This window comes from Spiroplasma kunkelii CR2-3x, assembly GCF_001274875.1.
Lineage (GTDB): Bacteria > Bacillota_I > Bacilli_A > Mycoplasmatales > Mycoplasmataceae > Spiroplasma > Spiroplasma kunkelii.
Genome location: NZ_CP010899.1, coordinates 495661 through 518852 on the forward strand (window position 1 = coordinate 495661; position 23192 = coordinate 518852).

General features: G+C 24.9%; 35 protein-coding genes and 4 pseudogenes. 21 read left to right on the forward strand and 18 right to left on the reverse strand.

What is annotated here, in order from left to right; genetic code table 4:
• Window positions 1-115: 115 nt before the first annotated feature.
• The 4 genes from SKUN_RS10425 to SKUN_RS10435 all read right to left on the reverse strand — a co-directional run bounded on the left by SKUN_RS10425 (window position 116) and on the right by SKUN_RS10435 (window position 1018).
• The gene (locus tag SKUN_RS10425) at window positions 116-364 is read right to left on the reverse strand and encodes a hypothetical protein (protein ID WP_235511319.1); all 249 of its coding nucleotides are present in this window, start codon (window positions 362-364) and stop codon (window positions 116-118) included.
• On the reverse strand, window positions 313-474 hold the full coding sequence (locus SKUN_RS10430; RefSeq protein ID WP_327196284.1) for a GNAT family N-acetyltransferase: 162 nt from the start codon (window positions 472-474) through the stop codon (window positions 313-315). Before SKUN_RS10430 ends, SKUN_RS10425 begins: the two co-directional genes overlap by 52 nt.
• Before the next feature lie 12 nt (window positions 475-486).
• On the reverse strand, window positions 487-612 hold the full coding sequence (locus SKUN_RS11235; RefSeq protein WP_268794865.1) for a hypothetical protein: 126 nt from the start codon (window positions 610-612) through the stop codon (window positions 487-489).
• Window positions 613-766: 154 nt separating this feature from the next.
• Entirely contained in the window at window positions 767-1018 is a 252-nt protein-coding gene (locus SKUN_RS10435; RefSeq protein WP_235511320.1) for a hypothetical protein, read from the reverse strand.
• Between the two features lie 792 nt (window positions 1019-1810).
• Here SKUN_RS10435 and SKUN_RS09780 point away from each other — a divergent pair.
• The 6 genes and pseudogenes from SKUN_RS09780 (at window position 1811) to SKUN_RS10450 (ending at window position 4429) form a co-directional block, all read left to right on the forward strand.
• Entirely contained in the window at window positions 1811-1981 is a 171-nt protein-coding gene (locus SKUN_RS09780; RefSeq protein WP_186823454.1) for a hypothetical protein, read from the forward strand.
• A 160-nt stretch (window positions 1982-2141) separates the two neighbouring features.
• Window positions 2142-2432 (forward strand): annotated as a pseudogene (rplU, locus tag SKUN_RS10440) (50S ribosomal protein L21); the annotation flags it as partial.
• 261 nt (window positions 2433-2693) lie between these two features.
• Window positions 2694-3008, forward strand: coding sequence for a ribosomal-processing cysteine protease Prp (locus tag SKUN_RS02725; protein WP_053390747.1), 315 nt, complete (start codon window positions 2694-2696; stop codon window positions 3006-3008).
• A 2-nt stretch (window positions 3009-3010) separates the two neighbouring features.
• Window positions 3011-3301, forward strand: coding sequence for a 50S ribosomal protein L27 (rpmA, locus tag SKUN_RS02730; RefSeq protein ID WP_053391571.1), 291 nt, complete (start codon window positions 3011-3013; stop codon window positions 3299-3301).
• A gap of 401 nt (window positions 3302-3702) precedes the next feature.
• Window positions 3703-3939 carry a hypothetical protein gene (locus SKUN_RS10445; RefSeq protein ID WP_235511322.1) on the forward strand — a complete coding sequence of 79 codons (237 nt, stop codon included), beginning with the start codon at window positions 3703-3705 and terminating at the stop codon, window positions 3937-3939.
• A 25-nt stretch (window positions 3940-3964) separates the two neighbouring features.
• Window positions 3965-4429 carry an SLC5/6 family protein gene (locus SKUN_RS10450; protein WP_235511323.1) on the forward strand — a complete coding sequence of 155 codons (465 nt, stop codon included), beginning with the start codon at window positions 3965-3967 and terminating at the stop codon, window positions 4427-4429.
• On the opposite strand, the gene SKUN_RS09655 is transcribed toward SKUN_RS10450, so the two are convergent.
• Window positions 4418-4585 carry a hypothetical protein gene (locus tag SKUN_RS09655; protein ID WP_162489920.1) on the reverse strand — a complete coding sequence of 56 codons (168 nt, stop codon included), beginning with the start codon at window positions 4583-4585 and terminating at the stop codon, window positions 4418-4420. The two genes, SKUN_RS10450 and SKUN_RS09655, sit on opposite strands and share 12 nt — an antisense overlap.
• A 23-nt stretch (window positions 4586-4608) precedes the next feature.
• Between SKUN_RS09655 and SKUN_RS10455 the strand changes: the two genes are divergently transcribed.
• The 7 genes from SKUN_RS10455 to SKUN_RS10460 all read left to right on the forward strand — a co-directional run bounded on the left by SKUN_RS10455 (window position 4609) and on the right by SKUN_RS10460 (window position 12200).
• On the forward strand, window positions 4609-4764 hold the full coding sequence (locus tag SKUN_RS10455; RefSeq protein ID WP_235511324.1) for a hypothetical protein: 156 nt from the start codon (window positions 4609-4611) through the stop codon (window positions 4762-4764).
• Between the two features lie 96 nt (window positions 4765-4860).
• On the forward strand, window positions 4861-5022 hold the full coding sequence (locus SKUN_RS09125) for a hypothetical protein (RefSeq protein ID WP_158500744.1): 162 nt from the start codon (window positions 4861-4863) through the stop codon (window positions 5020-5022).
• A gap of 304 nt (window positions 5023-5326) precedes the next feature.
• Window positions 5327-7993 (forward strand): valine--tRNA ligase, encoded by a 2667-nt coding sequence (locus SKUN_RS02740; RefSeq protein ID WP_053390748.1) that lies wholly within the window; start codon window positions 5327-5329, stop codon window positions 7991-7993.
• The gene (gene trmFO, locus SKUN_RS02745; RefSeq protein ID WP_053390749.1) at window positions 7974-9308 is read left to right on the forward strand and encodes a methylenetetrahydrofolate--tRNA-(uracil(54)-C(5))-methyltransferase (FADH(2)-oxidizing) TrmFO; all 1335 of its coding nucleotides are present in this window, start codon (window positions 7974-7976) and stop codon (window positions 9306-9308) included. The genes SKUN_RS02740 and trmFO overlap by 20 nt, the downstream gene beginning before the upstream one ends.
• A gap of 60 nt (window positions 9309-9368) precedes the next feature.
• Window positions 9369-10787, forward strand: a complete 1419-nt coding sequence (locus SKUN_RS02750; protein ID WP_053390750.1) for an NADP-dependent glyceraldehyde-3-phosphate dehydrogenase — start codon at window positions 9369-9371, stop codon at window positions 10785-10787.
• 421 nt (window positions 10788-11208) lie between these two features.
• The gene (locus SKUN_RS02760) at window positions 11209-11676 is read left to right on the forward strand and encodes a peroxiredoxin (RefSeq protein ID WP_053390751.1); all 468 of its coding nucleotides are present in this window, start codon (window positions 11209-11211) and stop codon (window positions 11674-11676) included.
• Between the two features lie 281 nt (window positions 11677-11957).
• Complete coding sequence (locus tag SKUN_RS10460) at window positions 11958-12200, forward strand: phosphotransferase (RefSeq protein ID WP_235511325.1); 243 nt, start codon at window positions 11958-11960, stop codon at window positions 12198-12200.
• Window positions 12201-12327: 127 nt separating this feature from the next.
• Here the strand turns inward: SKUN_RS10460 and SKUN_RS02770 are convergent.
• Window positions 12328-13068 (reverse strand): annotated as a pseudogene (locus tag SKUN_RS02770) (IS30 family transposase); the annotation flags it as partial.
• Window positions 13069-13813: 745 nt separating this feature from the next.
• On the opposite strand from SKUN_RS02770, the gene SKUN_RS02775 reads away from it, so the two are divergent.
• Genes SKUN_RS02775 through SKUN_RS02785 form a run of 4 tightly spaced genes read left to right on the forward strand, consistent with a single transcriptional unit; the run spans window position 13814 to window position 14766 of the window.
• Complete coding sequence (locus tag SKUN_RS02775; RefSeq protein WP_053390752.1) at window positions 13814-14140, forward strand: pentapeptide repeat-containing protein; 327 nt, start codon at window positions 13814-13816, stop codon at window positions 14138-14140.
• A gap of 11 nt (window positions 14141-14151) precedes the next feature.
• On the forward strand, window positions 14152-14373 hold the full coding sequence (locus SKUN_RS02780; RefSeq protein WP_053390753.1) for a hypothetical protein: 222 nt from the start codon (window positions 14152-14154) through the stop codon (window positions 14371-14373).
• Window positions 14357-14479 carry a hypothetical protein gene (locus tag SKUN_RS11240; protein ID WP_268794797.1) on the forward strand — a complete coding sequence of 41 codons (123 nt, stop codon included), beginning with the start codon at window positions 14357-14359 and terminating at the stop codon, window positions 14477-14479. The genes SKUN_RS02780 and SKUN_RS11240 overlap by 17 nt, the downstream gene beginning before the upstream one ends.
• A 14-nt stretch (window positions 14480-14493) precedes the next feature.
• Window positions 14494-14766 (forward strand): hypothetical protein, encoded by a 273-nt coding sequence (locus SKUN_RS02785; protein WP_053390754.1) that lies wholly within the window; start codon window positions 14494-14496, stop codon window positions 14764-14766.
• A 153-nt stretch (window positions 14767-14919) separates the two neighbouring features.
• Here SKUN_RS02785 and SKUN_RS02790 read toward each other — a convergent pair whose 3' ends face one another.
• Window positions 14920-16008 carry an IS481 family transposase gene (locus tag SKUN_RS02790; RefSeq protein WP_053390755.1) on the reverse strand — a complete coding sequence of 363 codons (1089 nt, stop codon included), beginning with the start codon at window positions 16006-16008 and terminating at the stop codon, window positions 14920-14922.
• 117 nt (window positions 16009-16125) lie between these two features.
• Between SKUN_RS02790 and SKUN_RS02795 the strand changes: the two genes are divergently transcribed.
• A complete protein-coding gene (locus SKUN_RS02795; protein ID WP_053390639.1) occupies window positions 16126-16542 on the forward strand; it encodes a lipoprotein in 417 nt (138 codons plus the stop codon).
• An 11-nt stretch (window positions 16543-16553) separates the two neighbouring features.
• Here SKUN_RS02795 and SKUN_RS02800 read toward each other — a convergent pair.
• Together SKUN_RS02800 and SKUN_RS11605 are read right to left on the reverse strand one after the other, a co-directional pair.
• Window positions 16554-16766, reverse strand: a pseudogene (locus SKUN_RS02800) (spiroplasma phage ORF1-like family protein); the annotation flags it as partial.
• 22 nt (window positions 16767-16788) lie between these two features.
• Window positions 16789-16932, reverse strand: a complete 144-nt coding sequence (locus SKUN_RS11605) for a hypothetical protein (protein WP_200903018.1) — start codon at window positions 16930-16932, stop codon at window positions 16789-16791.
• 115 nt (window positions 16933-17047) lie between these two features.
• Between SKUN_RS11605 and SKUN_RS02805 the strand changes: the two genes are divergently transcribed.
• Window positions 17048-17362, forward strand: coding sequence for a hypothetical protein (locus SKUN_RS02805; protein ID WP_053390757.1), 315 nt, complete (start codon window positions 17048-17050; stop codon window positions 17360-17362).
• Here SKUN_RS02805 and SKUN_RS02810 read toward each other — a convergent pair.
• Genes SKUN_RS02810 through SKUN_RS11245 form a run of 9 tightly spaced genes read right to left on the reverse strand, consistent with a single transcriptional unit; the run spans window position 17297 to window position 20496 of the window.
• Window positions 17297-18205: a recombinase RecT gene (locus tag SKUN_RS02810; RefSeq protein WP_053390758.1), complete on the reverse strand. Its 909-nt coding sequence runs from the start codon at window positions 18203-18205 to the stop codon at window positions 17297-17299. The genes SKUN_RS02805 and SKUN_RS02810 overlap by 66 nt on opposite strands.
• 1 nt (window position 18206) lies before the next feature.
• Window positions 18207-18995: a hypothetical protein gene (locus SKUN_RS02815; RefSeq protein ID WP_053390759.1), complete on the reverse strand. Its 789-nt coding sequence runs from the start codon at window positions 18993-18995 to the stop codon at window positions 18207-18209.
• Window positions 18996-19265 (reverse strand): hypothetical protein, encoded by a 270-nt coding sequence (locus tag SKUN_RS02820; protein ID WP_053390760.1) that lies wholly within the window; start codon window positions 19263-19265, stop codon window positions 18996-18998.
• Window positions 19265-19480, reverse strand: a complete 216-nt coding sequence (locus SKUN_RS02825; RefSeq protein WP_053390761.1) for a pentapeptide repeat-containing protein — start codon at window positions 19478-19480, stop codon at window positions 19265-19267. Before SKUN_RS02825 ends, SKUN_RS02820 begins: the two co-directional genes overlap by 1 nt.
• Before the next feature lies 1 nt (window position 19481).
• Entirely contained in the window at window positions 19482-19628 is a 147-nt protein-coding gene (locus SKUN_RS09130; protein ID WP_158500745.1) for a hypothetical protein, read from the reverse strand.
• Window positions 19621-19914 carry a hypothetical protein gene (locus SKUN_RS02830; RefSeq protein ID WP_053390654.1) on the reverse strand — a complete coding sequence of 98 codons (294 nt, stop codon included), beginning with the start codon at window positions 19912-19914 and terminating at the stop codon, window positions 19621-19623. Before SKUN_RS02830 ends, SKUN_RS09130 begins: the two co-directional genes overlap by 8 nt.
• Before the next feature lies 1 nt (window position 19915).
• Window positions 19916-20161 carry a hypothetical protein gene (locus tag SKUN_RS02835; protein ID WP_053390762.1) on the reverse strand — a complete coding sequence of 82 codons (246 nt, stop codon included), beginning with the start codon at window positions 20159-20161 and terminating at the stop codon, window positions 19916-19918.
• Between the two features lies 1 nt (window position 20162).
• Window positions 20163-20351, reverse strand: a complete 189-nt coding sequence (locus SKUN_RS02840) for a hypothetical protein (protein WP_053390763.1) — start codon at window positions 20349-20351, stop codon at window positions 20163-20165.
• 13 nt (window positions 20352-20364) lie between these two features.
• Entirely contained in the window at window positions 20365-20496 is a 132-nt protein-coding gene (locus tag SKUN_RS11245) for a hypothetical protein (RefSeq protein WP_268794807.1), read from the reverse strand.
• Between the two features lie 624 nt (window positions 20497-21120).
• Between SKUN_RS11245 and SKUN_RS02845 the strand changes: the two are divergent.
• Together SKUN_RS02845 and SKUN_RS02850 are read left to right on the forward strand one after the other, a co-directional pair.
• A pseudogene (locus SKUN_RS02845) lies at window positions 21121-21749 on the forward strand (MATE family efflux transporter); the annotation flags it as partial.
• Window positions 21750-21916: 167 nt separating this feature from the next.
• Window positions 21917-22927, forward strand: coding sequence for a hypothetical protein (locus SKUN_RS02850; protein ID WP_053390765.1), 1011 nt, complete (start codon window positions 21917-21919; stop codon window positions 22925-22927).
• Window positions 22928-23192 lie beyond the last annotated feature (265 nt).

Sequence of the window (23192 nt, forward strand, 5' to 3'; positions counted from 1 at the left end):
AATTAATTATTATCATCTCTTTTAACTAAAATTACTCATTTATCTTTTATTGAAAAACTATAACAGTTTTGCTGATAATTTTTAATAGCAAAATCATTTAATCTTTTAAAAGCCATTAAAATTTATTATCAGTAATTTCTTTATTACATTTCTTACAACTAAAATTATTTATCATATTATTAATTGCTGTTTGTTTCATTGTTTGAAGATGTTTAATCTTACCACGACTAATTTTGGTTGCAATTTGACTTAAATTAGTGCTTTTTGTTTTTGTAATGTATTCACTTAAATATAAGTTAATTGGACGAAATCCTAATTTGTGATAAACATTATATCCTTGTGATGTTGCAATCAACCCAACCAAAAATCGTAACCTTGATTATAAACACGATTAATTAAATGATTCATCATTAGTTTTGCTAATCCTTGTTGGCGAAAATTTTGATGAGTTGAAATATAATCAATAATTGCAATATCTTTTTCAAATTAAATATTTCCAGTTGCTACAGGAAGATCATTTTTATATAATAAATCAATTTCAGCGGTATCTTTATTTTTATTTAATTTTAATAAAGTTTTATAAAATGCATAATCTCAATTTTTTGGTCCCATTGCACTTTCAAGAATTTTACTAAAATCATTTAATCGTTTATTATCATTAACACGTTGAAATTTAAGGTTTTTATCAACTTTTAATTTTACTTTTTTTTCATTTTGTTAAATCAAGTACATTTCCAACTAAAATTTAATTTTTAATAAATCCTAATTATTCAAAAAAAGCTTGTTCTTTTTCATCAATTTGTTCACTAATGGTATATCATAAAAAGTCTAAGTCATTATCAACATAGTCTTTTACTAACCCTCTAACATGTGTAGCATCTTCATGGTAATCTAATTGTGTACTAATTGCAATGGTATATGTTTGAATATCATCATTACTAATATCGGTCATATAAATTTCATTTTTAGTATCAATTAATTCATTTCGAATGCGTTTATCTTGAAAGGCATTAGTCATATAACGGACAAAAATTTTGTGCTAATTTTGTTGCCTCATATTCACCTTTAGTTAAAAACATTCGCTTAATTTTAGGATTCTGTCGATACTTTTTTTGTTTCATTTTTTTCATTTACCTTAAATTATATATATTATATCGTGTTTTTAAAGAAACTAATATTAAAATATGTTGATTTTAAAAATAAATTTAATAAAAGATTATTATAATTTTCTTTATTATATCTTATTGACACTTTACAATAAAAATTGTAAAATCAACCACGATGTAGATGATTTTAAAAATAAAAATAATATTTTTAAAATAAATTACTTTGCTTATATAAAAAAGGAAATTTAATATAAAATTTATTTCAGAAATAAATTCTACCTTTAAAAGAAGTTATAAATCAGTTTAAAAATAGTTTAATATATTTTTAAAAAAACTTGGTTTTAATAAAGATGAAACTATTAAAATATCAACTAAAATTTTAGAAACATATGTAAATAGTGGAATTAATGCTGAAATTAATTCCAAATCATTAGAACCAATATTTAATGTAAAAAATAAAAATATTGAAAAAAATAAAGGATATAATCAAGATTATGCTAATGAATATAAAAAATATTTAATGAGGCTAATAACTTTTTTCCAAAAAATAGAAAAGAATTAAACAAAACGAATTGGAGATTTACTGTTGAACAAGTTGAGGAAGATGAAACATATAGTCTATAATAAGAAATAATAAGATATATAATAATAATAATAATAATAATATAGGGATAAAATTAACAAAAAGATTGGAGTGCAAATAAATGGGAACGTATATAAACATTATGGGGACATATCGTGAAATTACTTGTGATTGTGGAAAAAAATGCAACAAAATTAATGATTTAGATCCAGATTGTAAAGTATGTGATAGTTGCGAAGAATGTTGTAATTGTAATAAAAAAGAAGAACTTGTCTTACAATCTGAAGAATAATTTATTTTTAAGAAAAACATAAAATTTATTGATTTTTTTTAATATAACTATACAATTAATTATGGTTGTTTCAGTTTCAACCGCTCTTTGACTTTTAAGTACCTAAAGGATATGCAATACTTATCTACTTACAAGGCGAGTCTAAACTGGAGGTGTAAAAATGTTTGCAATAATTAAAACTGGAGGGAAACAACTTCGTGTTTCTAAAGGTGATGAAATATTTGTTGAAATGTTAAATGGTAATGAAGGTGAAAAAGTTAATTTCACTGAAGTTTTAATGATTGATGGAGAAGTAGGAATTCCTTTTATTAAAGGGGCATCAGTAACAGGAACAATTTTAAAACAAGGAAAGCAAAAGAAAATTGTTGTTTTCCATTATAAACCAAAGAAAACACAACATAAAAAATATGGGCATCGTCAGCCATATACAAAAGTTAAAATTGATCAAATTTTGTTATCAGGTTCTGCTAAAGGAACAACAACGGATGCCAAAGCTAAACCTACGGTAACAAATTCAACAACTGCTACAAAGTCAACTGTAAAACCTGTTACTGATAAAAAACCAGTAACAACAGAAAAAACAGCAATAACAAAAGCAGTTTATTCAGGTTATAAAAAACCAGTAGCGGCAAAGCCAGCAACTAAAAGTTCATCAACAACATCAGCAAAAAAACCAGCATAAAAAACAAAACAAAGTGACAAGTAAAATATTATGATTAAGATTATAATTACGAAAACTGAGAAAAAAATTAAAAAAATTGAAATTACTGGTCATGCTAAAGCAGCTGAATATGGTAAAGATCTTGTTTGTGCCGCAATAACAGGAATTGTAATTGGTAGTTTAAATGCAATTGATCAAATTAAACCAAATAGTTGTCAATTCATTGTTAAGGAAGGACTAATTATTATTACAGTAAAAAATAATAGTGCTGACTTACAAGTTATGTTACAAACAATTTATTATCAATTTTTAACAATTTATCAGCAATATCAAAAGTTTATTAGTGTAAAGGAGGTTGAAGAATAATGATGAAGTTCGCATTAGGCTTACAGTTATTTGCTTCAAAAAAAGGAGTAGGATCGACTAAAAATGGTCGTGATTCACATTCAAAACGATTGGGTACAAAAAGAGCTGATGGCCAAACAATTAGAGCAGGATCAATCATTTATCGTCAACGTGGAACAAAAGTTCACCCAGGAGTAAATGTTGGGCGTGGTGCTGATGATACCTTATTTGCCTTAATTGATGGGATTGTTAAGTTTGAAAAATTTGGACGAAATAAAACAAAAGCATCAGTTTATCAAAAACAAGTTAAATAAATAAAAAAATACTAATTTATTGAAAAAAGTAGAATTAGTATTTTTTTTTATGGTTATATAATATATCTATTAAAGGGAGAATTAGAATGATTTGCAATAAAAAAACTTGAAAAAATTGACAATTTTATATCAATTATTGTTTGCAATTTTAATCGGCTTTATTTTTTTAGTTTTGTTTTATCAATTCAATATATTTATTTCATAGGCTCAATTGTGATGATTATTTATTTCTTATATTTTATAAAATATCAAAGTGAGATAACATGAACAAATATTTATCAAGAACAAAATATTTGAAAATTTTATTTTTATCCAATTATTGGAAAAATTATTAATATAGTACATGGGAAGTGTTGTTACCAAACAGGGAAGGCATCCTCTTATCAATATTTTTATTAAATGTGCATCAAGTATTTGCAGGAGTATTTTCCTTTATTGCAATTGTTATTATTTCTGGGACAATTGTGATGTTTCAAGCAAAAGGAATTGAAAAATCAAATGTTATTTTTATTCCAGTTTTATTTGTTATTTTATTAGTTTTAGCAATTTACGTTTTAACAATTCCAGAAGCATTAGAAGGACTAGGAACAGTTTTAATGCCAACGCAAAGAACCTTAAGTTCCTTTGGTAACTTGTAAGTATGAAGTGATGCCTTTGGATTAGGTGTGTTTACGGGTTTGTGTTGGTTCAGGATTTATGATGTTATTTGCTGGTGCAGCACCAAAAACACAGGATAATACAAATAAAGCATATATTTTATCATTTGGTGTTTTATCAATTTCACTTTTAACATTAATTATGGTTTTTGATTTAGCAGGCATTTTAGTTCATGAACAAAATCCTGTATTAATTACGATTGATGATTATACCAAAGCAATTGATGAAGCGTTTACAAAGAATGATGGTGCTAGTTTTATCTTTAATGTTTTTCAACAAACTTTTAATGTTATTAATAAACAAATCTTTGTTGGTTTTGGAAACTTTCTAGGCATTTTATTTTTTACAGCATTATTATTTGCTGGATTAAGTAGTATTATTGCAATGATTATTGCAATGATTGAAGTTGTCATAAATATAATTTTTTCAAATTACAAGGTAAAGGAAAAAAACAAGTTATTATTTTATTAATGATTTTAATGGCTGCCATTGGTAGGCAATCATTATTGGTAATTTTTTGTAAATATGAATAAATAAAATAATTTCAACTAAAGCCATTACTAACATATTAACACTACCAGCTAAAGATTGGAACGAATAAAGTAATTGGTTAGTATCTTTAAACATTAAGACTAAACCAATATGCACATTTGTGAATTAAAATTGGTAAAACATATAAATTTGCGATTTTGTATTTAACACCATTGTTGTTAGCAGTTAATAGTGTTTTTATGTTTTATGTCTTTATTAGTTCAGTGTTATCAAAACCTTGATGATTATCAGTATTATTAGTAATTATTATGTAGTTAATATGTAGTATTTTATCGGTTACTGTGTTAAGAAAATATCAAATTAAACTAGTACCAGTTGAAATGTGAAAAGAAGGATTGGAGAACTAAAAAATGATTGCAACTTGATTAATTATTATATTGACGATTATTATTGTGTTGTTTCTTGTTTTATTTGGTGAATTTGTCTTTTTTATGTATAAAGATTGAAACAATAATATTAAAAGGGCAGAAGACACAAAATTAGAAAAAAATAAAAATAAAAGTTATAATTAACTTTTATTTTTATTTTAGAATAATATTATTGGAGGAACAAAAAAGGTTGCAATTAATTGAAAAAGAATTATAATAAAAACATAAATATTAGAGAAGTAATTAAAAAAAGTTCAGAGAGTTAATTGATGGTGTAAAATTAATCTATTATTTTAATGAAGGTTGCTAAATATTTTAACTTGATATTTTAATTAAGGTAATAAGTGATACTTTTTAAAAAAAGAATGGTACCTGAATTATTTAGAAAATAATTTCTCCTATTATTTTATTTAAATAATAGGAGTTTTTATTTAGAAAGGAAACAAAAATGGAAAAAGAATTAAAAAAGAAATATGACCATGCCTTGGTCGAAACAGAAAAATATCAATTTTGAAAGAAAAAAGGTTATTTTACTGCAGATGTTACAAGTAAACAGCCAAAGTTTAGTATTGTTATTCCACCCCCAAATGTGACTGGGAAATTACATTTAGGTCATGCCTGAGATACAACATTGCAAGACTTGATTATTCGCTATAAAAAATTACTAGGATTTGATACTTTATATTTACCAGGAATGGACCATGCGGGAATTGCTACACAGGCAAAAGTAGAAGAACGTTTACGTATAACAAAAAATATTTTACGACATGATTTAGGACGAGAAAAGTTTATTGAACAAGTTTGAGCATGAAAGGAAGAATATGCTGAAATTATTCGTGAGCAATGAGCTAAATTAGGATTAGCATTAGATTATTCACGTGAACAATTTACATTAAATAATAATTTAACATCAGCAGTACAAAAAGTTTTTATTGATTTATACCAAAAAGGATTAATTTATCGTGGTAAACGGATTATTTCTTGAGACCCTGTACAAAAAACCGCTTTATCAAATATTGAAGTTATTTATCAAGAACAACAAGGCAAAATGTATTATTTTAAATATTTTTTAGAAAATAGTACAAGTGAGTTTTTGACAATTGCAACAACACGCCCAGAAACAATGTTTGCTGATCAATGTGTTGTTGTTAACCCAAATGATAATCGTTATCGCAAATATTGAAATAAAAAAGTGATAAATCCAGCAAATGGTGAATTGCTTCCTATTATTTGTGATAATTATGTTGACCAAGATTTTGGAACGGGAGCAATGAAATGTACGCCAGCACATGATGCTAATGATTTTGAAATTGCTTTGCGTAATCATTTAGCAATGCCAATTTGTATGAATTTAGATGGAACAATGAACGAATTGGCTGGAAAATATCATCACCAAGATCGTTTTACTGCCCGTCAAAATTTAGTTCATGATTTAGATCACCAAAAGTTAATTGTTGAAATTAAAGATCATTCTCATCAAGTTGGTTTTTCAGAACGAAGTGGTGCTATTGTTGAGCCATATTTATCAGACCAATGATTTGTTAAAATGGAATATTTTCCTGAAAAAATTATTAAATTTCAATCATCACCAAATAAAATTCAATTTTATCCTTCTCGATTTAATACAACATTAATTAATTGAATGAAAAATGTTCAAGATTGATGTATTTCACGGCAACTATGATGAGGACATCAAATTCCAGCATGATATCATAAAGATGATTCAACAAAAATTCATGTTGGCTTAACTCCACCAGATAATAGTAAAAATTGAATTCAAGATGGAGATGTTTTAGATACTTGATTTTCATCAGCATTATGACCAATGACAACTTTAGGGTGAAATTGAGATAAAACATTATTTCATCGCTATTTTCCAACTAATGTTTTGGTGACTGGTTATGATATTATTTTCTTTTGAGTTTCAAGAATGATGTTTGACTCATTAGAGTTTACAAAGAAAAAACCATTTAATGATGTTTTAATTCATGGTTTAATTCGTGATGAAGAAGGCCGAAAAATGAGTAAGTCATTAGGAAATGGAATTGATCCGATGGATGTTATCAAAGAATATGGTGCAGATACATTACGCTATTTTTTAGTTACAAATAGTGCACCAGGACAAGATTTACGTTTTTCTTTAGAAAAAGTTAATAGTGCTTGAAATTTTATTAATAAGTTATGAAATGCTGCTCGTTATGTTGAACTGAATTTAACAAGTGATTTTAAACCATTGGTTAATTTTGAAACAGAAATTAAAAATTTATTATTAAACCATCAAGAAAATGCTATTGACCAATGAATTTTAACTGAATTAACAAAAACAATTGCTAAAGTACAAACGAATATGGAAAAATATGAATTTGTTTTAGTTGGCAAAGATTTGTATGATTTTGTATGAAATAAGTTTTGTTCATGATATATTGAATTAACAAAAGTTAATTTACAAAGTAATAATGCCATAATCAAGAAGATAACAATTCAAACATTGTTTTATGTTTTAAAACAAATTTTAATTATGTTACATCCATTTATTCCATTTGTAACAGAAGAAATTTATCAAAAATTAAATTTAAAAGAGTCAATTATGTTAGAAGTTTACCCAAAAATTAATTTTAATTATAATGTTGATTATTTGAATTTAGTAACGGAAATTGTTGCTGTAATTCGTGAATTGCGAAATAATTATCAAATTAAAAAAGAAGATATTATTGAAATTTGATTTGATCAAATAAGTAGTAAAAATAATATTACTACAAATCTTATTGAATTAATTAATGAATTTATTTTAAAAATGGTTAATAGTAAAGTGATGGGTGTACTTCAAGAAAAAGATGCAAACAAAAAATATGCCACAATTCCATTAACGAATATTATTTTAGAAGTTGGGTTGAATAATATTGTTGATGAAACAGTAGAACAACAAAAAATCAATGGGGAATTAACTCGCCTTGAACAAGAACTAGAACGAAGCAAAAATATTTTAAATAATCAAAGTTTTTTAGCAAAAGCAAATCCTGAAAAGATTAAACTTGAACAAGAAAAATATGCCCAATATTTAGAACAATATCAACAATTAAAAGGAAAAATAACAAATGGCAATTACAACGATTAACATTATTGGGGCTGGATTAGCAGGAACCGAGGCAGCGTATCAATTAGCACGACGAGATTTTAAGGTTAATTTATATGAAAGTAAACTATTAATAAAAAATCCAGTGCAAAAACAAAATTCATTTGCAGAATTGGTTTGTTCAAATTCGTTACGTAGTGAAAGTTTAACGAATGGTGTTGGTTTATTAAAACAAGAAATGCTAGAATTTAATTCATTAATTATTAAAGCAGCTTATACAAGCCGTGTTCCAGCTGGGGGAGCATTAGCTGTTTATCGGAATCAGTTTTCAGAATATATTACAACATGGTTAAAAAATAATTCAAATGTCACTTTAATTGACCAAGAGGCAACAACTATTGATGATAAAGCAATTACATTGATTGCTTCTGGACCATTAACAACATCAAAATTTCAAACGACCATTCAAGGATTATTGGGGCAAGAATATTTTTACTTTTATGATGCAGCCGCACCAATTATTACAAAAGAAAGTATTGATTTTACTAAGGTATATTATAAATCACGTTATGATCAAGGCAATAGTAAAGATTATATTAATTGTCCAATGAGCAAGGATGAATTTGAATTATGAGTTCAAACATTAATTACAGCAGAAACAGTAGTTTTACATGATTTTGAAAAAGAAATTTATTTTGAAGGGTGTATGCCAATTGAGGTAATGGCAAAAAGGGGGATTAAGTCATTATTGTTTGGACCATTAAAACCAGTTGGTTTAGAAACCACAAATGGTAATCGTCCATATGCTGTTGTACAATTACGTCAAGATGATGCAATTTATACATTATATAATTTAGTTGGTTTTCAAACTAATTTGAAGTTTTCAGAGCAGAAACGCCTTATTAGCATGATTCCAGGTTTAGCAAATGCTCAGATTGTACGATATGGTGTTATTCATAAGAATAATTTTATTAATTCTCCAATTTTATTAAATCAATTTTTACAAGTAAAAAAACATCAGAATGTATTTTTTGCTGGTCAAATTATTGGCGTTGAATGATATGTTGAATCAGCAGCCACAGGAATTATTAGTGCCCTAAATATTGCAAGATTATTAAATAACGACCCAATGTTAACATTTCCACCCGAAACAATGATGAGCGCATTAGTTAATTATATTATTAATGCTTCAAAAATTAATTTTCAGCCAATGAAAGCAAATTTTGGAATTATCCCTCTCCTTGAACAACATTTTAAAAGTAAAAATGAAAAATATTTAGCATATAGTGAACGTGCATTAACAACATTAAAACATTTTATTATAAATAATAATTTAAATGTGGAAAGTATCTTTTAATAATTTTAAAAAAACATAAAATATAAATAGAATAATGTAGAAAGAAACGAGGCGGTAAAAATGAATTTGGAATTGAATGCATTAATTAATGGTGAATTAATCAATAATGGGGATTGATTAGAAATAATTTCACCAATTAATAATAAGTCATATGGTCGTGTTCCAGCTCTAAAAGAAAAAGAAATAAATGAAGCGTTTAAGTGGGCCCGACAGTCACAAAAAGAATGAGCAAATTTAACTTTATTTGAACGAATTAGTTATTTGCAAAAATGATCAAAATTATTAGAAAGTCATAAGACAGAGATTGCGAAAATTATGGCCCATGAAATTGGAAAAAGTTTAAAAGATGGTCAAGTTGAAGTAGAACGTAGTATTGAATATATTGATTACACAATTGAAGAAGCAAAACGAGTTTTTCCAGAAACATTAACTGGGGATGGTTTAAATATTAAAAATAAATTAGGGATTTTTTCTCGTGTTCCAAAAGGTGTTATTTTGACAATTTCACCATTTAATTATCCTGTTAATTTAAGTATTGCAAAAATTGTACCAAGTTTAGTTGTTGGTAATACTGTTGTTTTTAAACCGGCAACAAATGGCAGTTTAACTGGGTTATATATGGCAAAATTAGCTTTTGAAGTTGGTTTTCCGAAAGGTGTTTTTAATGTTGTAACTGGTCGTGGACGTGATATTGGAGATTTATTAGTTTTAAATCCTGAAATTGATGTTATTTCATTTACTGGGTCAGTTGCTGTTGGCAATCATATTCGCAAATTAGGACATGGAAAATACTTAGTATTAGAATTAGGAGGAAAAGATCCAGCTTTAGTATTAAAAGATGCTGATTTAACAAAAGCAGTAAAAGAAATTGTTGCTGGTGCTTATGCATATTCTGGGCAACGTTGTACGGCTGTTAAGCGAGTATTAGTAGATGAAACAATTGCTGATGAACTAGTAAAATTATTAAAAATAGAAGTTAGCAAGTTAGAAACAGGTTCGCCATTAGAAAATAAAGATATTATTCCTGTCATTGATTTAAAAGCTGCAGATTTTGTACAAGGCTTAATTGATGATGCTTTAGTAAAAAAAGCAACATTAATACTTGGTAATCAACGAAAAGATAATTTAATTAGTGCAACTTTAATTGACCATGTTACCTCAGAAATGCGATTAGCATGAGAAGAACCATTTGGTCCAGTCTTACCAATTATTCGTTGTAAGAATGTTGAAGAAATGATTACTTTAGCAAATAAATCAAATTTTAAATTGCAAGCATGTATTTTTACAAAAGATATTAATGCAGCATTTAATATTGCTAATGAATTAGAAACAGGAACTGTTAATATTAATGGTCGTACTCAACGAGGACCTGATTCATTCCCGTTTTTAGGAATTCACGATTCTGGACAAGGAGTTCAAGGGATTCGTGAAACAATTAATTCAGTGACACGTTTTAAAGGATTAGTAATTAATTATTAAAACTAATCTTTTTTAGTTTTATGATATATTATAACTATAAGTAGGTGAAAGTAAAAAAATGAAAAATAAAGTAGAACAAATTTTTTTGCGTGAAAAAAATAAACAAACTTTGAATGAACTAATGTCAACAATTCAAACAATTAATTTAGATCTTACTGAATTACAATAACGAGCAAGTTTACAAACGAATGCTGTTCTTGATGAATATGATACTATTGGTGAGCAAATTGCCAATATTTCTAAGCAAATTAATGATTTAGAATATAAGTTTGATATTACTGAATTTTCACTATATTTAATTTTTTTAGATTTAAAATTATCATTTAATATTTTAAAAAATAAATTAGAAGTAACAAAATATTTAATCCAACTTTTTCAAAGACAATAATTAATTATTATTTTTAGGGGAGGTTATTTAAAAATGAATTTAAAACAAGAAAAGTTTTTGTTTACAGATGGAAAAGAACATCTTATTACTGATTTTCAAAAAGAAAAGGGCTATATTTTTTATTTTTTTCCGAAAGCAGCAACACCAGGCTGTACTTTAGAAACAGTTGCTTATAATCGTTATTATCAAAAATTTTTAACTGCTGGTTATAATGTTATTGGTATTAGTCGTGATAATTTAAAAAAACAAACTAAGTTTCAAAATGATAATAATGTTAGTTTCCCCATGTTATGTGATATTGATTCTAAATTATGTGAAATGTTTGGTGTCTTGAAAAAAAAGAAAATCTTTAATAATGTTTATCTTGGCATTGAACGAAGCACTTTTTTGTTGGATAATGATTTTAAGATTATTCAAGAATGACCGAAAGTTAAACCAGTTGAACATATTAAAACAGTATTGTCAGTAGTAACAGAAACTGATTTAAATAATAAATCTTAGTGTTATATTTATATTATTTTAGTAATAATTAACATTGTAATGTAAGTTTTTAGGAGATAAACTTATCAACAAATTTTAAATATAATGGTTTACCTAACCAAAAAATTATTATTAATTATAATAAAGTTTTTAAATATATTAAATTAAGCAATAAAACAAAAACAATTATTAGTTAATTATTAAGTAACAATAATTATATTCCTAATATAACTATTTTTCCAGATTATATTTCATATGATTTAATTGCAGGATATACTTTTACTCAAATTGGAAATACTGGGATGTTAGAATTAAAAAGTATTTTGTCAGTCCTACAAAGTTTACAAAAATTAAAATATAAAAATAAATATATTGTTCATGGCGATTTAATTCCCGTTAATGTTATTTTTGAACAAGATTTAAAAATTAAAAAAATAATTGATTGAGATAATGTTAAACTTGGTTCAAAATATCAAGATCCAGCATATGTTTTTTTTATTATGTGCATCAAGTATATTCAAACAGCAAATTTTGTCTCTTGTTAATTTGATGATAACATCATTTAAAATAAATGCAACTCTTTTTTAAAAAAATAAAATATTTTATAAATATAGCTTAATTTAACCATATTTAAGCACACTAAAAAGGATTTATTAAGTAATTTTAATAAATTTATTTAATATTCTGTAAAAATATATCTTTTGCACTTATTCAATTTAAACAGGGCCGTATTTTTTCATTAATTACATCATTAACTAATCAATTTAATTTTTTCTGACTAACTTTATTAAAATCAGTTCCCTTATAAAATCAATGTCTTAATTCACTATTCATATATTCAATTAAAGGTTTTTGCTGTGGCTTACCAGCTTCACAAAAATATACTTGTGTTTCAGCGAATATTTCTAATTCTCTTCATTTATAAAATTCTCTTCCTCTATCAGTTATTACGCCTTTAATTTTCCCAATTAAATTATTTACTTTAACTAATTCTTTAAACTTTTCAAAAACCTCATTAGCAGTATTATTTTCTAATTTTATTGCAAAGTATTTTTTACTTGATTGTTCTACTAAAACTAAAAGAGAAGATTGATGGTTTTTTCCAACAACAGTATCCATTTCAAATCATCCAACATTAGAAAATTTATTTTCAATGTTTCAAATTGATTTAAAATTAGTTAATTGACCACGATTATCTTTTTTTCCTTTTGTTTTATATTTTTTACCCCTATATCGTAAATTTTCTTTTTTTAATCCAAACTCACCCAAACGAACTCATTTATAAAAAGTTTTAACACAAGCAGGAAATTTAACATTAAATTTCAAAAAATAACGATAAATAAGTTGCTCAGGTGTATCACGATATTTATTAAATCTAATTTGAATAAAATTTAATTGTTCTTCTGTAAATTCAGGTAGTTTTTTAGATAGTCGGAAAAAAGCTTAGGTTTTATAAAAATTATAAATAAAGTAATTAAATACAAATTAAAGTAATCGCTTATTAGAGCGATTTTTTTTAATTGCATTATTCATCAGATAGTATCTTTAAAATTAAAAATTAACCTATTTTCTCCATTAATTAGTTAATTTTTATAATTTCCTTTCTGTGATTTATTATATTTTTTTGGTTTAACAGCTAATAATATCATTTTTAATAAAGGTACTATCTGATGAATAATGCAATACTAAAACTTAATATTTTGATGCTTAAAGATGAATAACTCATCTATGACACGAAGCCTTAAAGAAAGTGTGAAAGCGATTGGATTTACCCATATTTATTTTTTTAATTCTCGGCGGGGTTAGTCGCCCGCGAAATGTCAGAGCGTGTGTTTTTGCTTGTTTCATAAAAAGAGTTTTGTTAAACCGAAAAAAACAATATCGGACACTAAAAAACAAGAGGGAGGAGCTCCAAAAGGTTATTTTCTTTATATAAAGTTGTGTAGGGATGGATGAAACGTAATTAATAACTGGGTAAATTGTTTGTTTATTTCCGTGGAGGGGTAAACTCTATAAAAATATTCTACCGCCCCCGCTCACCCACAAAGTGAAGCGGGCGGCGAAGTAAGTAAATAATAAAATAAATTATTTACTAAATATAAAAATATTAACTAATAAAGGAATATTATGTTTTTTTTACAGAAAGGAAAAAAATTAAATGAAAACATTAAAAGATATGATTCCGGACTTAACAGGAGTTACTGTTGAAAAAGAAAAATTAAATCAATATTTAGAAAGTGAAAGATTAGATTTAGAAGGTGCTAATTTAGAAGGTGCTAATTTACACCGTGCTAATTTAAAAGATGCTAATTTATGAGATGATAATTTAGAAGGTGCTTATTTAACTGGTGCTAATTTAGAAGGTGCTAATTTAGAAGGTGCTTATTTAACTGGTGCTAATTTATATGGTGCTAATTTAAAAGGTGCTTATTTATGTGGTATTAAAATCACAAAAAAACAATTAGAACAATTAGATATTATTTAGGAGGATTAATAATGACTATAACAGAATCAATTAAATTTGATAAATTACAAGAAGAAAATGAAGCACTTAAAAAAGAACTTGCCGAATTAAAACAACAACAATTATATAAAGAAGATTTTGATGAATATTGTCAATATGTAAATGGTCGAAGAGAAGATACTTTTATTATAAAAGATAAATCTTTATATAAAAAATTACCTAGTAAGGATGTGGAATATGAAAAAGTTAAATAAAAAAATTATTAATAAATTAAATGAATTGATGCTTAGAGGTTATCCAGTTTCACAAAATAAAATTACTGATGAACACTGAACATTAGGTTTACGCAAAAATAATTAAGGAGTATAGATAAAATGACAGAATATAAAAGTTTGTATATTAATAAAACTTGAGATGAAATAACAACATCGTTTGACTGAGTTAATTATAAACCCACTAATTGCCGTATTTCACATCATAAAAAACATTATGATTTGCAATGTTTAGAATGAGCCAAAATGTATTTAAATTTATTTAAAGATAAATGAAATTTAATTGCTTCTTATATGGAACATTACAAAATTAACGATATTTTAGATTTAGCTTCCGATGGGTGAAAAATATTACAATTTGAGAAAAAAATGTAGTATACCACAGACATTTTAAAGATTACAAGAAAATAACAAAAATAATAAAAATATTTATTTATAATATAAAAATATCATAAAATAAATAAATAAAAAATATAAAATTAAACAAACTAAAAATTAGTTTAAATACAAAAACTTAATAATTTAAAATTATTTAATTAAACTATTCAAAAAGTTAAATGGTGTCTGAAAATTTAAAGACTTATGAACTCTTTCAAAATTATAAAAATAATAATAATCATTTAATTTATTCTGTAAACTAACGACATTTAATATTTTTTCTTCAAATACAAATAATTTAGTATAATTTTGATGAAATCTTTCAATCTTGCCGTTTGACTGTGGAGAACGAACAGGTGTTGTCTGATGAAAAATATTTTTATCTGTTAAAAATTGAGTAAAATTAGTTTCTTTAACATTATTTTTTTGATTATTCCGATAATTATTAATAAATTCAGAACCGTTATCAGTTCTAATCCGTGTTATTTTAACACCAAATATATTTTTAAAATCACTAATTGCTTTTTTAACAGAATCAATAGCATTATTAATACTTATTTTATCATAAACATATCCTAATGCTAATCTTGTTTTTTCATCAATAAAATCATAAACATAATATTTTTTATCAACTGGAAATTTACTTGGTACAAAATATTTAGCGTCCATCTGTAATAAACCTATTTCTTTAACTTCATATCTTGGATATTGTTTTTTAATTTCTTTAATTTTATTTTTTATTTTTAATCATCTTTCATCTTTTTTAAGTCAACGAAAAAATGTTTTTAAATTTTTTGGTGCTTTATTTTTTAATTCTTCTCCATTAATCCCTTTTTTTAAATTATAAAATAAAGATAAAACACCACCAGCACACTTATTACAATATTCAAAATATAAATCACAAATATTTTGACGAACATCATTACTATATTGATAATTAATATTATTAGGAATTGTTGACTTTAATAACAATTTATCAAAATCATTATTTTTATATGCAATTAAAATTCTATTCGCTCAATAATAAAAAGTTGAAAACTTATTTTTAAAATATTTTTTAATTAAATCTTTCAACAAAAATTTATCATTATTAATATAATAATCATTACACAAATTAATATATGAAAATATTTTTTGTTTTATTTTTTTATAATATTTATTTTTATAATTTTTACTTAAAAAATTTTTTAATTTTGCTTGTAAATCAAATAAATTAAAATTATTAATAATATATTTCATTAATTTACACCTACCATCAAAAATATATAAAATTAATATTTAATACAAAATAATTAATATATAATTGATATATAATAAAATCAATTATATATAAAACAATAAAAAAAAACAATATATATGAAAAAATGAATAAGTATTTTAGGAACAATCGGATTAACCGCAACAAGTACAACAACATTAATCAGTTGTAATAAAGAAAATAATAATGAAAACGAGGCAAGTAATAAACCAAAACCATCACCAAAACCATCACCAAAACCATCATATAACACACAACAACCACCAGAAAATAGTAATTGAAAATTAGCTAATGATTTTATTGATGAAAAAAATAATGATAATAAAAATTATATTGGTATTATTAAAATTGAAAATGATTTTAAAATTATAAAATGAATTGGAAAATATATAGATTGAAAATATCAATATATTAACATTTATCGTTGAGATGGCGTTGGTGAACCTGAAATACCAACAATCAACGAAAACACTGGTGAAATTACTGACTGAAAAGAACAAAAAGGAACTAAATAACAGTTCCTTTTTTATATTAATCGTACAAATTTCATAAAGATAATTAATAAAAAAATATTTGTTATTGTACTATACAATGCAGGATTAAATTTTCATACCCCAAATATTTGACTAAAAAAACTATATACTGTCTCAAAAACCTTGCCAACACCACTCGCTAACTCGTTAACTTGTTTAACTCCCGGAATAGTGTTAACAATTCAAATCATCGCATTTTTAATATGAGTACCAAAATCTCATCAACCTTTAGGAGTTATCACCAACAAAATATTTAAATACTTCTCAATCAAAACCAAAATTATAGTCACTAAAATTTAAATCATATTTTTTATTTAAATGCTCATAACTAGTAATTCGTTTTTTATTATTAATTTTAGTAAAATCTTTCATTTTTAAATCTCCTTGCTTTTAAATTTATGATAAGATAAATAAACTTATCAAATATCAAATTAAATATTAATAATGTTATATTAAAAATGTTTTTTAAAGATAGGGAATAATTAAGATGGAGTTAAAACAGAATTTGTTAGAAAATTATAAAGAAAATAAAACAATCGAGACACAAAATGAAGTTAAAAATTTATTAATTAATAGAGATAATGAGATATTTAAATTATATCAACAAGGGGAAATATTACAAGGATACAAGGTAGTATCAAAATTACCAAAAACAATTAAAACAGAATATGGAGATATTCCTTTGAAAAGAAGATTATATGTCAAATATGATGATAAGAAAAAAAAATATAAATCGCTATCCTTTAGATGAGGAATTGGGTTTAAAAAAATACCAAAGAAATGAACAAAATTTAATAAATAAAATTACTTCATTTTTAGGTGATGGAAAAAGATATAAAGATATTTTGCATACAATAGAAAATGCTAAAATGAGTGAAAAAACAATATCTAATATTTTTATTAAGAATGCCGATGATAATGGTTCATCGCTAATTTGCCCCTTATTTTTGGCGACATTAATATCTTTAAATGAAATATATTCAAAATTACCATCTTCTTTAATTTCTTTTTCATCTAAATCAATATCTGAAATATCAATTCCCATTTCTAATGCTAATTTACGATATAATTTTGCTTCAACCATTTCTTTTGGTCATTTATTTCAAGGTGAATATTCACTATTTCCACTCGGACTACTATTTTTTAATCGTTCAATATCTGCTTTTCTTAATAAAATACCTTGATAATTACCATTTTTATCTTTTGCAAAAGCATAAGCACCAATAATCTCATTATAATCACTAGTATTTGCATTAAAATTAATTTCATGTATTTTAGGACATGAATTTAAACTATCTCATTCAAATTTCTCACCTTTAAAAATAATTGCTTTTCTTGGACTATATCCTGATTCTTCAATTCTTTTACAATAAACTTTACTATCAATAACAGTAGTTAATTTATTTTTAAATGGAATAATATTAAAATCTTTTCCAAAAATTAACCCTTTATTACTTAATTTAATAATACCTAATGCTGTAATTTTAGTATTATCAGCAGTATTAACTAACTGCATATAACTTTGTCCATTTTTCATTTTTAATTCTTCAAGTGCTAAAATATTTTCTTTTAAATATTTATCATTAACTTTTAATTCATATTTAATAATTGCACCTTTAATATATTGTTGTAATTCAGTTATCATTTTATTTCACTCCTTTATTTATTTTGAATTTAATACCTTTAATACCAATAGTATTAGTATTTACATTACTATCTCATTGTGCTTTAATTTCATTTTTAACAATTTTTTCATCAATAACTAAATAAGTTTTAATTAATTGAACTAATTCATATTGATTAGCATTTTCTAAAAAATCATTATCAATGCCCAGTATTTCAATATCTTTTATTAATATTTTTTCTTTTATTAAATTAATACCAACTTTTTTTAATTCTTTTTGTTCTAATGATTTATCAATTTGCTCAATTTGTTCCATTACACGAACTTGTTCATCTTGAATTTGGTCTATATCAAGACCCATCTCAGGTGTTAAATTATTTGTTTTTTCAATTAATTCCTGTTTTTTTAATTCTTGTTCTTTTAAAAACTCTTGTTGCTTTTGTATGCGTGCTTGCGTCATATTATTATTAATTTCAACTCTATATCTTTCAATATAATTTCTATAATTAGTAATTATTTTTCCAATTCTATTATGTTCATCTAATAATTTTTGAATAAGTTCTAATCATTCTTTAAAAACAAAATTATTTTTAGTAATAGCACTTGGAATATCTTTTAAATGTACATTTTGATAACCATTTAAAGCATAATGATTAATATGTCTAAAAATATACTCAGTTAATTCTTGTTTATTTTCTTCTTTAAATTTTTGAACATTATATGCTAAAATACTTTCATTTTTAAAATCATCTACTTTTAAAGGAAAATGAAATGTAATATTATTTACTGTATTTTTTACAATATCACTCATTTATTTCACCTCCTTATTAGGTAATTTTTTATATAAAGATTTATCTTTTATAATAAAAGTATCTTCTCTTCGACCATTTACATATTGACAATATTCATCAAAATCTTCTTTATATAATTGGCGTTGTTGTAAATCATATATTTCTAATACAAGTTTTTCTCACTCTTTATCTTTTTCAGCAAGTTCTTTTTTAAGTGTTTCATTTTCTGCTTTAAGTGCATCATTTTCTTCTTGTAATTTATCAAATTTAATTGATTCTGTTTTTGTCATTATTTATCCTCCTCAATAGTTAATTGTTCTAATTGTTTTTTTGTGATTTTAATACCACATAAATAAGCACCTTTTAAATAAGCACCTTCTAAATTAGCATCTCATAAATTAGCATCTTCTAAATCTAATCTTTCACTTTCTAAATATTGATTTAATTTTTCTTTTTCAACAGTAACTCCTGTTAAGTCCGGAATCATATCTTTTAATGTTTTCATATTATAATTCCTCCAAATTCTTTTCTTCAATTAATGTCTCAATATAGTCATAAGCACTCTCTTCTGAATGACATTCTTCTAATGCTTCATTAAATAAATCTTCTTCAGTATAAATATTTCCATTTTCATCTTTATACATATTATTCATTCCCTTCTTTACAAGATTCTTGATTTCTTTTTCTTCTTTCACAATCTTTACAAATTTCGGTTTTTTCTCAATTTTTACGATTATTATCATAATCTTCAATTAACTGTTTAAATTCATCAATATTATATTTATCAAGATGTAATTCTTTAAAATTTAATGATCAATCATTTTCAACATAATAATGACCTGCGGTAAAATCATATTTAGAATAATTTTCATCTTCTTTGGTTTGATATTTTTCATAAAATTCATCAATACTAAATCTTATAATATTATTTTTACTCATATTATTTTTCTTCCTTTAATATAAGTTCTAATAATTTAATTCTTTTTTTATAATCTTCTAGGCGATTATTTTCTGATACAGAGTTATCCCTTTTATTTATTGTGATTATTAATTCCATTTTTTTATTAAAAATTTTAATTGTTTCATCATATGCATAAGTATAAATTTCATAGCAGTATTCATCATCTAATTTATTAATAACTTGTTTTTGAAATGCTGATAATTGTAAATTTCTAATTTCTTTCATATTATTTATCTCCTTGCCATTCAATATTTTTATTTTCTAAATCAATAATGGTTGTTAATCATCCGCCTTTATTATCACGCTTAGCAGCAACCTTTGCTTCTGCTAATGTATAGAATTTTTCTGTATTTACACTTCCAATGTCATCTATATCAAATGAAATTTTTGATATTAATATGTATCTTTTTTCCATAATTTAATTCCTCCTAATTCTTTCTAGTATTTAATGCTCAATGTTCATCAGTAATTTCATCGTGTGTAAGAATATATTTATTTTGTTTATTACATTTAAAACAATAACCTCAATATCTTTTTTTAAAACATATTTTCTTTTTCATAGTTATTTTTAAATTCTCCTTTTTACAATTAACTACAAAGTACTACAATGTTCTACATTTTGTAGTTACTTGTAGTATTAAGTACCTCCCCATCAAGTCCCCACTAGTAGATTAATTAAGAAATCCTTACCCAGTTCTTAAAAGTTATTTAACCTCTACGCACACGATTTTATTTTTATCCTTGCAATTAATAGTTATGAATGCACCACTACGCGTCTATCTTAATCAAAGTCATTAATTTACAAAATCGCAAAAAAACAAGTTAACAGCTCTAATGGTTTCATGCCGGCGGAAATGCCTTGTTGGGGAACCTTCCCTAAAAAATATGTAATTTTAAATTAAACACTTGTAGAGCCAATATATTTAATTTTTAAAGTTGTTTTATAAAATTTAAGGTTTTAAAAAAACAAAATTTTAATATTCAGTGTAATAAACATCTTCAAATCATTCTGTTTTTTCACGATGGTTAACTGTATGAAACTGCTTTGGTGTTCCACATTTACTACATTTAATAAAAGTATTTTTAGACATATTTTTTTCATCTCCTTTTTATGGTTGTTTTTAAATAAAAAAACAACTCTTTAACAAGAGTTGTTTTTTGCCGCTTCATCGTACAGGATGCCTTATTTATTACTAACATTATTACAAACAGATGGAAAAAGTCATGTTGCAATTTATATTACAATTGGAGCAATTGCGATTAATGTCTTATTTTCAATAATTGCATTAGGTATTGCACAAGTGATGAAAACAATTATTGGGTATAATTATGGAGCAAAAAATATTTACTAATGTATCAAACTTGTTGATATGGATTAGCAATTATTAGTAGTTGATTACTTTTTATTTTATTATTATTTATTGCTCTTGGGCCACAATTGTTAATGGCTTTTGCTTTTCCTGCTGATTTAGTTGATGAATATCGGTGAATAGCAGTTTTAATGTTAATGAGTTATCTTTGTGCTGCTATTTCATTTTTAGGTGTTTCGTTATTTCAAGGGATTAATAACGCACGAAAAACAGCATTATGTTCTTCATTTCGTGCTTTTATTGTGTTACCAATTTTAATGTTATGTGGATATTTCTTAACACATGGATTATCGGATGGCACATACAAAAGTAATATTTATTATTTTATATTATTAGGGTTAAATGATTTAATTTCAGCTATCATTGTAGGTATTGTTTTATATTTATTTTGATACAAACATCGTTATCATATTTTTAATGAAGTTGATGAAAAAGATCAATAATATTTGTAAAGTGAAAAACAACAAACAAGGTATTAAACTTAAATAAAATGTTAAATAATTATATACCTTTCTAATAATTATGACAATAGTTTATTTTAATTTTACTTAAATATGTGATATAATTTATTTATAAGAAAAGTGGGCATATTGATATGGAGGGATATAGTATGAATAATAATGTTCCAAAATTTAGTGGTGGAAATGAAAATCATTTTAATTCGTTTGAAAATAACAATAGTTTTGGCAATGATAATTTATTAAACCAAAATGCACCAGTAACACCACTAACAAAACCAATTAGAGTTCCTGGTAATCCAAACGATTTTAAAACAAAAACTAATCCACCTTTTAATTCTTCTTACATTTCAAAAACTTTGGGAATTAATGGAACAGAAATTAAACCGCAACATAATAAACCAATTTATCAACCAATTATTTATCAACCGTTTGTTATGCCTATTATGCCTCCTAATCCAATGAATGCGATGGGAATGGGGGCATATAATCCGATGATTGGTTATCCGCAAATGTTCCCTTATCCAATGATGATGGGTTATCCGCAAATGTCACAATATCCCGGAATGTTAACTTATCCTTCAATGGTAGCACCAGAAGTAGAGCAACAATTTGCTGGTCAAGATTCTAATTTTAATAAAAGACAGTATTCGCAAGATTCAGGTCGTCATTACGCAATTATGAATCCAGATTTGATGAAACAACAACAGGGAATCAATAACGATTTTGATGATAATTTTGATGATACGTTTAATGAGGGAACTCCTTTTGGTACAAACCATGATTTTAATCAAACAAATGACTTTGGTAGTGCTAATTTTTCTGGTCAAAATGATTTTGGCCAAGGAAATTCAAATTTTGGACCAACACCAGATTTTAATGCAGCACCAAGCTTTAGTTTATCACCTGATTTTGCTCCATCAGATGGTTTTAATAATAGCAATGTTTTGGGTAAAATTGATGCAACAAAAATGCCATTTCAATATGATGAAGAAACAAGCAAGCGAAAATTACCAGTTTGAGCAATAGTTTTAATTGTTGTGTTAGTACTTTTAGTTTTAGTAGTTATAACAATTGTAATGTTGTATTTTAATATAGAAGCAGTTCATGACTTAATTAATGGTTGATTTGGCCTTGATGTACCATTTGAGCCGTGGTTTTAAAAATGTTATTAAATAACATTTTTTATTTATTTTGTAGAAATCACAAACATTTTGTATTTTTGGTTTTTACAGTTTTGGAAAGTAAATTTTTTTTAATATTTTTAATTAAGGAGTTGAAATTATGCAAACAAAGCAATATTTTATTTTGCGGTCGCTAGTTAAAAAGTATGGTAAAGATAATGTTATTAATACTGTTAATAAGATTGCAAAAGATATTGAAATTAAAAAGTAAAAGAATAAATTATCCGTTAGTAAATTATGCGGA